Genomic DNA, 11,595 nt, shown 5'->3' with positions numbered 1-11,595 from the left:
GTCAGACCGCCTTCGCGGCTGCCGGGCGCAGCAGCCATTCGCCCAGCATCAGCATTGCCATCAGGCCGTAGCTGATCGCGCCGTTATAGGCGACCCACCAGCTCCACGGCGCCCAGGCGGCCAGCGCCGCCGCGACCGCGCCGTTGCCGGCGAAAAACGCGCACCAGACGCGTGTCACGTTGCGGGTATAGCGCACGCCCTCGGGCGGCAGATCGGGGTGCCGCAACCGCGCCAGCCGTTCCACGACCGGGCGGCCGACGCGCAGGCTGGCGCCGAAAATGGCCAGCATCATCGCGTTGACCATCACGGGATACCAGCGCAGCCAGGCTTCGGAATTGCAGATGGCCAGAACGACGCAGAAGCCCACCGCTACGGCGGGCAGCAAGCGCGCGCCCGGCTGCCCGGCGCGCGCGGTCAGGCCGCGCAGCAACCACAGCAACGCCAGCGGCAAGGCCAGCCACGCGGGACTGAGCCGCCCCAGCGTGGCGTGCACCACGAAGGGATACGCCACGCCAGCAGCGGCCAGACCGGCCGCAACGCCGCGTCTCATGCGTCGGGAGCCTGCTTTTGCCACATGGCCTGGACCACGTCCTCGACGGTGCGAACCGTGCGGAAGTCGTTCGCATCCAGCTTGCGGCCGGTCTGGCGGCGCACGTGGTCGATCAGGTCGATCGCGTCGATGCTGTCGATTTCCAGATCGGTATATAGATTGGCTTGCGGCGTGACGCGTTCGGGTTCGATCTCGAACAATTCGACCAGCGCATCGCGCAACGTGTTGAAGATGTCCTCGCGGGTATGCATGGTGGACTCCATTCTTGTCAGGCGCGCCGCTGCGCGGTGACGAAGGCCGCTAGGGTGCTGATGCTGGTGAAATGCTCGCGCATGTTGCGCGTTTCCGGGTCGATGGCGATGCTGTAGCGCTTTTGCAGCGCCAGGCCCAGCTCCAGCGCATCCACCGAATCCAGCCCAAGTCCGTCGCCAAAGAGCGGCGCGTCGGACGCGATGTCGTCGGGGGTGATGTCTTCCAGCCCCAGCGATTCGATGACGAGCGTCTTGAGCTCAAGTTCCAATTGATTCATCCCGCTTAGACTCCGTTGCCACCGATCGGGGTGGCGTGTTCGTTCATGACAGCGCCGGCCGGCGCGGAGCGCGCCAGTTCGGCTTCGAAATAGGCATGCAGCCAGGCATTCATCTTGCGGCCGGCGGCGGGCAGCGGGTGCGCGCTGCTCCAGACGGTGGGGTCGATGTCCTCGCCCACCTGGATCACATAACGCATGCGGCGCGCCGGAATGCGATACCACGGTTCGCCTTTGGTCAGGCTGCGCGGATTCATCTGTATGACTACGGGCGTGACGATGCGCGCGCCGCGCAACGCGATGGCGCAAGCCCCGCGATGGAACTGCGGCAAGGCGTCGGGCGGGGTGCGCGTGCCCTCGGGAAAGACGATCAGCGTTTCGCCGTTGCGCAGCACGTCGGCGGCGCGGTCGAACATGTCGAAGCTCTCGTCGTTCGTGATGTAGCCCGCGTTGGCGACGGGGCCGCGCGTGAACGGGTTGGTCGCCAGGCCGTGCTTGACGATGCAGTTGGCGTTCTTGACATGTCCCACCAGGAACACGACGTCGAGCAGCGACGGGTGATTGGCCAGGATCATCTGCCCCGGTTTGCCCAGCCGTTCGGCGCCCTTGAATTCGACGGTCAGGATGCCGACCCGCACCATGAACCGGATGAACAGCCGAAACGTGCCGTTCAATGCCCAGCGCGCGCGCCGCTGCCGTTCGATCCGGCCGCCCGGCAGCAGGCGCTGCGGCGGAAAGACCAGCACGCGCAGCAGCACGCCGCCCAGGCCGAACATCGTGAAAGCCATGCCGGTGGCGACGAGGCGCCATAGCCAGAAATCCTGGCGGGGTTGCGTCGTGCTTGTCATGCGTTGCGGGTCCAGGTCCAGCGGCGGGCGCCGTTGCCGTGCGCCCACGAGGGCGTGCGCAGCGCCAGGTGTCGCATCAGGTTCAAGGGGTTGGGCCAGACCGGTTCGTTGCTGGCCTCAGCGGCTGGCGCGGCGCTCGACATGGACAGCGACCAGTCCGAGCCAGCGCGCAGATGAAACGCGGCGGCGTAGGTGTAGGGCACGTCGTCGATCCAGGGGGAGTAGGGCGCGGGAGGACGTTCTTCGGCCAGCACGACCAGCACGTCGTCATGGCCCTGGTCCAGCAGCAGCGCGCCTTCGATAAAGGCGTGTTCCAGGCCGTCGTCGTCGACCGATAGCGCGATGGATTCGGTGGTCTCGCGGCGTATGATCGACCACTGCGCGGCAATGCCGTTGTGCACCGACAGGCCGAATGCAGTGGGCGACAGGGGTTCGTCCGCCGCCAAGGCTTGCAGCAGACCGAAGTTGCGGGTGGTTTCGCCATGCCGGGAGGCAAACACGAACGGCATCGCCGGACGCTCGGCCGCCAGCGGCCACGCGCACTCGAATACGGCGCGGGCCAGCGGGCTGAGCCGGCGGCGTTGCATCGGAGGCAGGAAATCCAGGCGAGGCGCGCGCGAGGCGTCAAGCGGACAATAAGGGTGTTGCGCCCAATAAAACCAGTCCTCGGGCGACTCCATTCCTTGCGTCCAACCTTGCCATTGCGCGATTGAGAACGTCAACATAGCGCGCGATTCTACTATGTCGAAGTCCGTGGAATTTGTTTTTAGTAGTAACTTTGTGTCCGCCCGGGCACAGTGAATGAGTCGCTTACTAAGTGTAATTGGTTACTTGTTGCCGTGGAAATTCAGGAACTATTCATGTATTGGGCGCACAAAGGCGCAGCCGCTCGTTATCAGGTGAATGATCTGTCCGCCGATGACGCGATACGCGCAGCGGCGCGATCCGGCCCCAAGGCGCAGCAGGACTTCCAGGTCAGCCGCGCCTTGCTTCACGACGTGCGTCAATCCACGTCGCCGGGTGGGGTGACGTCCCTGAGCCACAGCGGCGGCCACGCCATCTGCGCCCGTGCGCCCGCCGGCTGGGGCCTGGGTGCCGACCTTGAACGCATGCGCCCTCGCGACTACGCGGCGCTGGCGGCCTGGGTGTGTTCCTCGGAAGAGGCTGCCGCGCTTGCTGCGCTGAACGGCCCCGCCCAGGCCCGGCACTTCTATCTGTTGTGGACATTGAAAGAGGCCTTCATCAAGGCCGCCGCATTGGATTTCCCTGCGGATATGGCGAAGGTCGGCCTGCATGCGGACGAGGATGGCCAGTGGCAGCTACGCGCGCCGCCCGGCCGGTGGCGCGCGTGCAGTTGGCAAGTGGGGGACGCATGGATGGCGTCCATGGTCTGGCAAGCCCCCTTGCGCGACACAACGTATCCAAGATGGCGGGGCGGTGCGGGATGCGCCTTGCCAGCGCTCACACTTGTTGGCGAATGGCTACGCGATATCGATTGAATCGGACGTGAATTGAGACCTTCGCAGTTAAAGATGTATTATCCATACATGTTTAAAGCGAGCACGATCGCAATTGAAGGAGCAGCAAGATGTTGAGCCCCGAAGTCCGCGCGCTGGTCAAAGCCACGGCCCCTGTCCTGAAAACCCATGGCGTGGCGTTGACGCGCCATTTCTATGCGCGCATGTTCGAACACAATCCCGAACTCAAGCACGTCTTCAACCAGGGCCATCAGGCCGGCGGGCAGCAGCAGCACGCGCTGGCGGGCGCGGTGACGGCGTATGCGGAACACATCGACGACCCGTCGGTGCTGGCCCCCGTGGTGACGCGCATCGTGCACAAGCATGTCAGCCTGGGCATCCGCGCCGAGCATTACGCCATCGTGGGCAAGCATTTGCTGGCTTCCATCCGCGAAGTGCTGGGTGAGGCCGCGACCGACGAGCTGGTGGATGCGTGGGCGGCGGCTTATGGGCAACTGGCCGACCTGTTGATTGCCGAAGAATCGCGCCTGTACGCGGAATCGGCGGCCAAGCCGGGCGGCTGGACGGGATGGCGCACGTTCCGCGTTGTGGGCAAGCAGGCGGAAAGCGCGGAAATCACGTCGTTCTATCTGGCGCCTTCCGATGGTGGCGCAGTGCCCGAGTACCGGCCGGGTCAATACCTGTCCGTGCGGGTCTACGTGCCCGAACTGGGCCTGATGCAACCGCGCCAATACAGCTTGTCGGACGCGCCCGGCCAGGATCGCCTGCGTATTTCGGTCAAGCGTGAACTCGCGGGCGACCAGACGCCGGCCGGCCGCGTGTCCAACACCTTGCACGACCGCCTGCAAGAGGGCGACGTGTTGGACGTGGCGCCGCCGCAGGGCGACTTCTATCTGAATGAAGATAGCGACGCGCCGGTGGTGTTGCTGAGTGGCGGCGTGGGCCTGACGCCGATGGTGTCCATGCTGAACCATCTGGTGCGCACCGATGACAAGCGCCAGATCCGCTTCGTGCATGGCTGTCGCAACCGTTCGGTGCACGCCATGCGCGACCATGTGAACCGCATCGCGGCCGAGCGCGGCAACGTGCGCAAGGCGGTCTTCTATGAAGAGGTCGGCCACGCCGACAAGGCCGGCGAAGACTACGACCACCGTGGCCGCGTGGACTTGCGCGCCATTTCGGACGAGGCCATCGTGCCGGATGCCGACTACTACCTGTGCGGCCCCGCGCCTTTCATGGCTGCGCAACGCGCGGCCTTGCTGGAGCTGGGCGTTGCGCCCGCGCGTATCCACGCGGAAGCCTTTGGCACCGGCGGCGCGCCCGCCTGAGCGGTGTATCCTGGCGGCCTGAACTTGCCGGGCCGCCCGGTCACCCTCCCACCCCGCCATGCAACTGACCCGATTCACCGACTTCGGCTTGCGCGTCCTGATGTACCTGACGCAATGCCGCGACCGGCCCAGCCCCGTGACCATCCCGGAAATCGCCGGGCGCTTCGAGGTGTCGCGCAATCATTTGGTCAAAGTGGTGCACTTCATGTCGCAACGCGGCTGGATCAGCACCGTGCGGGGCAAGGGTGGCGGCTTGCGGCTTGCGCGTGACGCCTGCGCGTATCGCGTCGGCGACCTGATCCGCGAACTCGAACAGCAAGGTCCGTTGATCGATTGCCACGAACCGCCCTGTGCGCTGGACGGCGCCTGCCGGCTGGCGGGCGTGCTGGCCCAGACCTTGAACGCCTTCTATGACGCGCTCAACGGCTACACGCTGGCCGACCTGGTGCGCGACCCCACCGCCGCCGCGATCATCAAGCTGCATCGCGCCGCCTGAACCCAAACCATGATGTTTGGTTATGGATGCTGCGGCGTTTGGCATTTGCCGCGTCGCCCGCCCGCGTTCCAGAATGGGGAAGTTTCCTGTTCTATTGGATGAAGGCATGCGCGTTTGCGTAATCGGTGCGGGCGTGGTCGGCGTGACGTCCGCCTATTTCCTGGCGCGCCAGGGTCATGATGTGGTGCTGGTGGATAGCCAGGCCCGGCCCGCGGAGGTGTCCAGCTACGCCAACGGCGGGCAACTGAGCTACAGCTATGTTGCGCCGCTGGCGGGCCCGGGCGTCTTGCCCAGCGTGCCCGGCTGGTTGTTGCGCCAGGACTCTCCGCTGCGCTTTCGGCCCCGGCTCGATCCTCATCAATGGCGTTGGTGCCTGCAATTTGCGCTGGCTTGCCGCGCGTCGGTGGCCAAGGCCTCGACCGCGCAGTTGCTGGGCCTGTCCTACCTGAGCCGTGACGTCATGCACACGCTGCTGGATCAGGAAAACCTGGATTTCGGCCATCTGAAAAATGGCAAGCTGATCGCCTATCGCAGTGCGGCCTTGCTGGACAAGGCGCGTGCGCTGGTGGCTTACCAGGCGGGCCATGGCGCCGAGCAGCAGGTGCTGGACGCCGCCCAGACGCTGGCGATGGAGCCGGCGCTGGCCGCCATGGGCAGCAATCTTGCCGGCGCGATCTACACCCCCAGCGAAGAGGCCGGCGACTGCCGCCAGTTCACCGAAGGGCTGTTCGACCGCCTGCAAGCGCTGGGCAATGTGGAATGCTCGATGTCCAATCCCGTGACCGGGTTGCAGCGGGAAGGCCGCCGCATCGTCGCGGTGAACACGCGCCATGGCGACGTCGGGGCCGATGCCGTGGTGCTGGCGACCGGCATCGGCACGCGCGCGCTGCTCCAGCCGCTGGGCCATGACGTGCCGCTGTACCCGCTCAAGGGGTACAGCCTGAGCGTGCCCTTGGCGGACGACGACCGCGTTGCCCCGCGCATCAGTGTGACGGATTACGAGCGGCGCATCGTGTATGCGCGCGTGGGCAAGGTGCTGCGCATTGCCGCCATGGTCGATATCGGCAGCGCCAACGCCGACATCGATCCGGCGCGCGTGGCCTTGCTCAAGCGCCAGGTGCGCGAGGCGTTTCCGGCGCTGGATCTGACGCAGGCCATTCCGTGGGCCGGCTTGCGGCCGGCCACGCCTACCGGCAAACCGCTGATCGGGCAGAGCCACGCCGCCGACAACCTGTGGCTGAACATCGGCCAGGGCGCGCTGGGCTTCACGCTGGCTTGCGGCAGCGCGGCGTTGTTGACGGCGCAGATGGCCGGTCTGGAATTGCCGCTGGACCCTGCGCCGTTCCGGCCTTGATCAGGCCTCCGCGGCGTTGCCTCCAAGGCTCGCCGCTTCACGCAGGCGCGTCGCTGCCGGCTGCTGCCCAGACGTTATGGGAGCGCGGCGTTTCGATGCGGTAGTCGGAATACTTCCGCGTAAAGAACGACGCGCCCAGCTGCTCGGCGGCGCGTAGCGGTTGGCGCGGGTCCTGCGCGATTTCCCCGCGCTGGTTGCCTGCGCCATGCACATAGCCCACGAAATCCGAGTGCGTGTAGCGCGCAAATTCCTGCACCTGATGCACGATGCCCAGCGCCGCGCCGGGGTAGGTTTCCTCGGACGCCACGGCAAGGCCCAGGCGCTTGCCCGTCATGCACGCCTTGACGCGTTCGGGCTCCGGCCCGGCGCCGGCATAGTGGCTGAACGAACGGTCAAAGAACGCCTTGGTCTGCGCCGACATGCCGTACCAGTAAATCGGCGTGCAGATCAGCACGCCGTCCGCTGGCAGGAAGTGTTCCAGAAATAGCTCTGAATAGCGGTCATCGGGCGCGGGCTTGGTACGCAGGTCGGACAGGAAGCCCTGGATGTAGTCGTCCAGGAACAGCAGCTTGGTGGACAGCCCGGCAGCGTCTGCGCCGCGTTGCGCGGCTGCGCCCAAAGCTGCGCTGTTGCCATCGCGGCGGGGGCTGCCCACCAGGATCAGCAGGTGTTGAGATGAGTGATTTTGATTCATGACGGCTCCAAGGGTTGGTGTCGTCAATATAGAAATTCACTATCTGGCGGACAAATGATGAATGCTGCTCTAAGATGAATTCATTTCATCCATATAGCGCTGGAATCCATGTTCGCCACCTTGCCGGTCACCGCCTTGCGCACCTTCGAGGCCGCCGCCCGCCTGCGCAGTTTCAAACTGGCCGCAGCCGAATTGGCGGTGACGCCTACGGCGGTGTCTCACCAGATCAAGGCGCTTGAACGGCACGTGGGATTTGCGCTGTTCGAGCGCGCCCCGCGCAGCGTGCGCCTGACCGACAAGGGCGCGCGCCTTTTCATCAGCGTGCATGGCGCGTTGCTGGACGTCGCGCAGACGCTGGACGGCCTGCGCCCCGAGCCCGCCTCGGGCGCGTTAACGCTGTCCACCACGCATTCCTTCGCCGCGTTATGGCTGGTGCCGCGCCTGGGTCATTTCCGAGTAGCGTTTCCGCAATATCAGCTGAACCTGCAAACCAGCGCCGAGCCCGTCGACCTGTTGCAGGACGCCAGCGTCGACGTGGCGGTGCGCTACAGCCGGCTGGACTATCCCGTCTTGCACACGGCGTGCACCTTGCCCGAGTGGTTTGGCGTCTATGGCGCGCCGGCCTTCGTCGCGCAGTTGGAAAAGGACGCCAGCAAGCAAGCGCCCGCGCTGGTGACCGTGCGCTGGCGCGATTCCGATCTGTATGAGCAGGGTTGGCTGGCCTGGTGCCAGGCGGCGGGCCTGCCCGGCTGGCGCGAACCGTCGGCGGTGCACGCCTACGCCGAAGAGCACTACGCCCTTCAGGCCGCCATCGCGGGGCAGGGCGTGGTGCTGGCCAGTTCCGTCATGGTGTCCGATAGCGTGCGGGCCGGTACCCTGGCCGCGTATTTGCCAACGGTGCGCGTGCCGGGCGCGGCCTATACGGCGCTGTGCGCGCCCGGCCGCGAACGGCATCCCCCGGTCAAGGCTTTCCTGGCGTGGCTGACGCGGGAATTCCAGGTGTAGCAATGCCTGCCGGCCGACCCGCTGCGCGCGGCAACAAGGGCAACGCGGCCAGCATCGCGAGGCCTGCCAGCAGCCAGGCGATGGACCACGAGCTGGCCCCGACCACGTGCGGCAGCGCGACGGGTGTGAGGAACAGGCCCAGATAGACGCAGCTGTTCGCCATGCCCAGCGCCGTGCCCGCGCGGTTGGCGCCGGCAAGTGTCGCCAATTCGGTGTACGCCACGCCATGCCAGGCCGAGGCGCAAATGCCCGCCGCCGCCAGCAGGACCGCGGTGGCCAGGACGGCGCCCATCGTCGTCGGCGCGCCGCCGACCTGCCATGCGGTCAAGGCAAGCGCCGCGAACATCCCGGCACTGAGCTGCGCGCAGCGGCGCAGGAAGACGCGCCGATTGCCGTGGCGATCGGTCCATCTGCCGCTGGCGATGCGCGCCACCATCGCGCCCAGTTGCACCGTCACCATCACGGCGGTCAAGACGCCGATGCCGGCCTGGCTGAAATCGTGCAGGAATACCGTGGCGAAGGTCAGCACCGCGAATTGCGGGCAGCACATCAACCCGATGGCCGCCGCCGCGCGCCACACCCGTGCGTCGCGCAAGGGGCCGGCCGTGGCGGGGCGGGTCCGAGCCGGCTCGGGTGCGCGCGGCCGGGCGGGGTCGCGTAGCCAGCAGATGGCAAGCAGCGCCGCTGCCGCGCACATCCCGGCCAGCACGCCGAAAACGGCCACAAACCCCGCCCGCGCCGCCAGCCAGGGCAGCAGCAGCGCGCCCAGTCCCCCGCCCAGCGGCACGGCGGTCTGGCGGATACTCATCGCCAAGCCGCGCTCGCTGTCGTCGAACCAGGCCATCACGGCCCGGCCGCTGGCGCCGTTGACGCTGCCGCCCAGCACGCCCACCAGTACCAGACCGGCCGCCAACAACCACAGGCTGGGCACGACGCTGCCGGCCGGCGAGGCGAAGGCCGCCAGCCAGGCCAGCGCGGCGGCGGTCGCGCCCAAACCGGTCAGCAACACGGGACGCTCGCCCCAGCGGTCGGTCAGGATGCCCCAGGGCAATTCAAACAAGGCCACGCCCAGGCCCATCAGGCCCAGCGCCAGCCCCAACTGATCGTTGTCCAGGCGGTAGCCCGCTCGCAGGTACACCGCCGTGGTGGGCAGGCCGGCGGCCGCGGCGGAAAACGCGGCGTTGGCGGCGACGCCCACCGCCAGGACCTTCCAGCGATGGGCGGGCGCTTCGGCCATCGTCGGGATCGGGGTGGGGGAGGAGGAAAGGTCGGACATGCAGGACTCCAGCGCGATGCAAATAAAACGACCCGGCCAGTTTGCGCGCCTGCTATTGTTCTGAAAATCAGAAAATATTGGCTCAACAGTTTTGAAAAACTGGACGATTCATGCGACCCATCACCTTTGACCTGGACGTCCTGCGCAGCTTTGTTGCCGGCGTCGACCTGGGAAGTTTCGGCCGCGCGGCCGATCGCCTGGGCCGTTCAACCTCAGCCACCAGCGCGCAGATGAAAAAGCTGGAAGAGCTGGCCGGCGTGCCGCTGCTGCGCAAAGCGGGGCGCGGGCTGGCGCTGACCGAGGCGGGCGAGACCATGCTGGCCTATGGACGCCGCCTGCTGGAGCTGAACGATCAGGCGGCTCGCGCCGTGCAAGGCGGCGAGCTGTCCGGCCAGGTGCGCCTGGGCATGCAGGAAGATTTTGGCGAAAGCGTGTTGCCGCAGGTGCTGGGCCAATTCGCCCGCGCGCATCCCAATGTGCGGATCGAAGCGCGGGTTGCGCGCAACGGTGAATTGCTGGAACGCATGGCGCTGGGGCAGCTGGATCTGGCGCTGGCCTGGGGGCATGAGGCGCGTCTGCCGCACGCGCAGCACCTGCTGGATCTGCCCATGCGCTGGATCGGTCCGGCCCGGCTGGCCTGCCCGGCCACGGATGACGGCAACGTGCCGTTGGTGGCGTTCGAGGCGCCGTGCCTGTTTCGCAGCTCGGCGACTGACGCGCTGGATCGCGCCGGGCTGAGGTGGCGGGCGGCGTTCACCAGCCCCAGCCTGGCCGGCTTGTGGGCGGCCGTGTCGGCAGGCCTGGGTCTGGCCGTGCGCACGCCTTTGGGCTTGCCCGCAAGCGTGCGCGCGCTGGCGCCGGGCGAACAGGACCTCCCCGCTTTGCCGTCGATCGCGCTGTCGCTGTATCGTGCCCAGGCGCAACCCGATCCGGTCGCCGCCGCGCTGGCCGATATCGTGTGCGAGTGCATTCAGGACGGCGCCGCCGCCTGGACGTCTCCCTCCGCTTCCTTTGTCGCCACGGTCCCCGCATGAATCGATTCCACGAAATGTCGGTATTCCTGGCGGTCGCCGAATCGCAAAGCTTTGCGGCTGCCGCGCGGCGGCTTGCCATGTCCGCGCCCACCGTCACGCGCAGCATTGCAGCGCTTGAGCGGCGGTTGGGCGCGCTGCTGCTGGTGCGCACCACTCGCAGCTTGCGCCTGACCGAAGCGGGCCAGCGCTACGCCGCCGACTGCCGGCGCATTCTGGAAGAGGTCGAGCAGGCCGATGACGCCGCCGCTGGCGCGATGGCCATGCCGCGCGGCGCGCTGCACATCACCGCGCCCGCCTTCTTTGGCGAACTGCATGTCATGCCGGTGGTGCTGGGATATCTGCGCGGCCACCGTGAAGTGTCGGTGCGCACGCTGCTGGTGGACCGCGTCGTGAACCTGCTGGATGAAGGCGTGGACGTCGCCGTGCGCATCGGCGCGCTGCCCGATTCCACCTTGACGGCGGTGCCGGTCGGCCACGTGCGCCGCGTGGTCTGCGCCGCGCCCGCCTTTCTGCGCGAACACGGCGCGCCCGAGGATCCCGACGCGCTCCAGCGTTTTTGCACGATCACGGCGGCAATGGAAGGGCGGGGCGCGCAATGGCGTTTCATGCAGGCGGGCGAGCCGCGCCGCATGAACGTGGAATCGCAGCTGACCGTCACGTCGTTCCAGGCCGCCGTGCTGGCCGCCTGCGAAGGCTGGGGGCTGACGCAGGTGGTGTCCTACCAGGTGGCGCGGCACCTGAAGAGCGGCGCGTTGCAGGTGGTGCTGCGCGACTTCGAATTGCCGCCAATGCCCGTGCACGTGGTCTACCCCGAGGGCCGGCGAAGTTCTGCCAAGGTGCGCAGCTTCGTTGAATTCTGCGTGGATGCGCTGCGCCGCGACCTGGCCGAACTGCCCGTCTGACCCCGCGCGCGGCATCGGTCCTTTCAATTTCGACAATAGTGTCTTGTCGCCGCCGGCCATTCACGCGGCGGGCACATGGGGCCAAGATGGAGGCATCGCTCACC

The 11,595-nt window shown here is 67.1% G+C and carries 14 protein-coding genes; 7 read left to right on the top strand and 7 right to left on the bottom strand.

The features are described from left to right. Window position 1: 1 nt before the first annotated feature. The 5 genes from API01S_RS27050 to API01S_RS27030 are packed head-to-tail and all read right to left on the bottom strand — an operon-like array spanning window position 2 to window position 2,649. A complete protein-coding gene (locus tag API01S_RS27050) occupies window positions 2-550 on the bottom strand; it encodes a COG4648 family protein (RefSeq protein WP_061306600.1) in 549 nt (182 codons plus the stop codon). Next, on the bottom strand, window positions 547-801 hold the full coding sequence (locus API01S_RS27045; RefSeq protein WP_039883125.1) for an acyl carrier protein: 255 nt from the start codon (window positions 799-801) through the stop codon (window positions 547-549). Before API01S_RS27045 ends, API01S_RS27050 begins: the two co-directional genes overlap by 4 nt. 17 nt (window positions 802-818) lie before the next feature. Further along, entirely contained in the window at window positions 819-1,079 is a 261-nt protein-coding gene (locus tag API01S_RS27040; RefSeq protein ID WP_050729184.1) for a phosphopantetheine-binding protein, read from the bottom strand. A gap of 5 nt (window positions 1,080-1,084) precedes the next feature. Next, window positions 1,085-1,924: a lysophospholipid acyltransferase family protein gene (locus API01S_RS27035; protein ID WP_061306646.1), complete on the bottom strand. Its 840-nt coding sequence runs from the start codon at window positions 1,922-1,924 to the stop codon at window positions 1,085-1,087. Further along, window positions 1,921-2,649, bottom strand: a complete 729-nt coding sequence (locus tag API01S_RS27030; protein ID WP_061306599.1) for a beta-ketoacyl synthase chain length factor — start codon at window positions 2,647-2,649, stop codon at window positions 1,921-1,923. Before API01S_RS27030 ends, API01S_RS27035 begins: the two co-directional genes overlap by 4 nt. Window positions 2,650-2,784: 135 nt before the next feature. On the opposite strand from API01S_RS27030, the gene API01S_RS27025 reads away from it, so the two are divergent. The 4 genes from API01S_RS27025 (at window position 2,785) to API01S_RS27010 (ending at window position 6,580) form a co-directional block, all read left to right on the top strand. Continuing rightward, on the top strand, window positions 2,785-3,423 hold the full coding sequence (locus API01S_RS27025; protein ID WP_254598583.1) for a 4'-phosphopantetheinyl transferase family protein: 639 nt from the start codon (window positions 2,785-2,787) through the stop codon (window positions 3,421-3,423). 89 nt (window positions 3,424-3,512) lie between these two features. Continuing rightward, entirely contained in the window at window positions 3,513-4,730 is a 1,218-nt protein-coding gene (gene hmpA / locus API01S_RS27020; protein WP_061306597.1) for an NO-inducible flavohemoprotein, read from the top strand. A 58-nt stretch (window positions 4,731-4,788) separates the two neighbouring features. Continuing rightward, complete coding sequence (locus tag API01S_RS27015; RefSeq protein ID WP_061306596.1) at window positions 4,789-5,226, top strand: Rrf2 family transcriptional regulator; 438 nt, start codon at window positions 4,789-4,791, stop codon at window positions 5,224-5,226. A gap of 106 nt (window positions 5,227-5,332) precedes the next feature. Beyond that, window positions 5,333-6,580: a D-amino acid dehydrogenase gene (locus API01S_RS27010; protein WP_061306595.1), complete on the top strand. Its 1,248-nt coding sequence runs from the start codon at window positions 5,333-5,335 to the stop codon at window positions 6,578-6,580. Between the two features lie 37 nt (window positions 6,581-6,617). Here API01S_RS27010 and API01S_RS27005 read toward each other — a convergent pair whose 3' ends face one another. Next, window positions 6,618-7,274 (bottom strand): flavodoxin family protein, encoded by a 657-nt coding sequence (locus tag API01S_RS27005; RefSeq protein WP_061306594.1) that lies wholly within the window; start codon window positions 7,272-7,274, stop codon window positions 6,618-6,620. Between the two features lie 108 nt (window positions 7,275-7,382). Here API01S_RS27005 and API01S_RS27000 point away from each other — a divergent pair, with 108 nt between their 5' ends. After that, a complete protein-coding gene (locus API01S_RS27000) occupies window positions 7,383-8,279 on the top strand; it encodes a LysR substrate-binding domain-containing protein (RefSeq protein ID WP_061306593.1) in 897 nt (298 codons plus the stop codon). Here the strand turns inward: API01S_RS27000 and API01S_RS26995 are convergent. Then, the gene (locus API01S_RS26995; RefSeq protein WP_061306592.1) at window positions 8,236-9,555 is read right to left on the bottom strand and encodes an MFS transporter; all 1,320 of its coding nucleotides are present in this window, start codon (window positions 9,553-9,555) and stop codon (window positions 8,236-8,238) included. The genes API01S_RS27000 and API01S_RS26995 overlap by 44 nt on opposite strands. A 110-nt stretch (window positions 9,556-9,665) precedes the next feature. Between API01S_RS26995 and API01S_RS26990 the strand changes: the two genes are divergently transcribed. Then, window positions 9,666-10,589, top strand: a complete 924-nt coding sequence (locus API01S_RS26990) for a LysR substrate-binding domain-containing protein (RefSeq protein WP_061306591.1) — start codon at window positions 9,666-9,668, stop codon at window positions 10,587-10,589. Next, window positions 10,586-11,491: a LysR family transcriptional regulator gene (locus API01S_RS26985; protein WP_061306590.1), complete on the top strand. Its 906-nt coding sequence runs from the start codon at window positions 10,586-10,588 to the stop codon at window positions 11,489-11,491. Before API01S_RS26990 ends, API01S_RS26985 begins: the two co-directional genes overlap by 4 nt. The last annotated feature ends 104 nt before the right edge of the window (window positions 11,492-11,595 follow it).

Origin of the sequence: Achromobacter piechaudii NBRC 102461, assembly GCF_001571245.1 — a bacterium.
GTDB lineage: Bacteria > Pseudomonadota > Gammaproteobacteria > Burkholderiales > Burkholderiaceae_B > Achromobacter > Achromobacter piechaudii.
The sequence above is the reverse complement of the archived record's forward strand: the minus strand, read 5'-3'. Positions and strand labels throughout refer to the sequence as shown.

What these genes read in the sequence shown, in the direction of transcription:
- API01S_RS27005 (WP_061306594.1), bottom strand. Translation starts at nt 7,274, where the DNA reads ATGAATCAAAATCACTCATCTCAACACCTGCTGATCCTGGTGGGCAGC.
- API01S_RS27030 (WP_061306599.1), bottom strand. Translation starts at nt 2,649, where the DNA reads ATGTTGACGTTCTCAATCGCGCAATGGCAAGGTTGGACGCAAGGAATG.
- API01S_RS27025 (WP_254598583.1), top strand. Translation starts at nt 2,785, where the DNA reads ATGTATTGGGCGCACAAAGGCGCAGCCGCTCGTTATCAGGTGAATGAT.
- API01S_RS26990 (WP_061306591.1), top strand. Translation starts at nt 9,666, where the DNA reads ATGCGACCCATCACCTTTGACCTGGACGTCCTGCGCAGCTTTGTTGCC.
- API01S_RS27000 (WP_061306593.1), top strand. Translation starts at nt 7,383, where the DNA reads ATGTTCGCCACCTTGCCGGTCACCGCCTTGCGCACCTTCGAGGCCGCC.
- API01S_RS27035 (WP_061306646.1), bottom strand. Translation starts at nt 1,924, where the DNA reads ATGACAAGCACGACGCAACCCCGCCAGGATTTCTGGCTATGGCGCCTC.
- API01S_RS26985 (WP_061306590.1), top strand. Translation starts at nt 10,586, where the DNA reads ATGAATCGATTCCACGAAATGTCGGTATTCCTGGCGGTCGCCGAATCG.
- API01S_RS27050 (WP_061306600.1), bottom strand. Translation starts at nt 550, where the DNA reads ATGAGACGCGGCGTTGCGGCCGGTCTGGCCGCTGCTGGCGTGGCGTAT.
- API01S_RS26995 (WP_061306592.1), bottom strand. Translation starts at nt 9,555, where the DNA reads ATGTCCGACCTTTCCTCCTCCCCCACCCCGATCCCGACGATGGCCGAA.
- API01S_RS27010 (WP_061306595.1), top strand. Translation starts at nt 5,333, where the DNA reads ATGCGCGTTTGCGTAATCGGTGCGGGCGTGGTCGGCGTGACGTCCGCC.
- API01S_RS27015 (WP_061306596.1), top strand. Translation starts at nt 4,789, where the DNA reads ATGCAACTGACCCGATTCACCGACTTCGGCTTGCGCGTCCTGATGTAC.
- hmpA (WP_061306597.1), top strand. Translation starts at nt 3,513, where the DNA reads ATGTTGAGCCCCGAAGTCCGCGCGCTGGTCAAAGCCACGGCCCCTGTC.
- API01S_RS27045 (WP_039883125.1), bottom strand. Translation starts at nt 801, where the DNA reads ATGCATACCCGCGAGGACATCTTCAACACGTTGCGCGATGCGCTGGTC.
- API01S_RS27040 (WP_050729184.1), bottom strand. Translation starts at nt 1,079, where the DNA reads ATGAATCAATTGGAACTTGAGCTCAAGACGCTCGTCATCGAATCGCTG.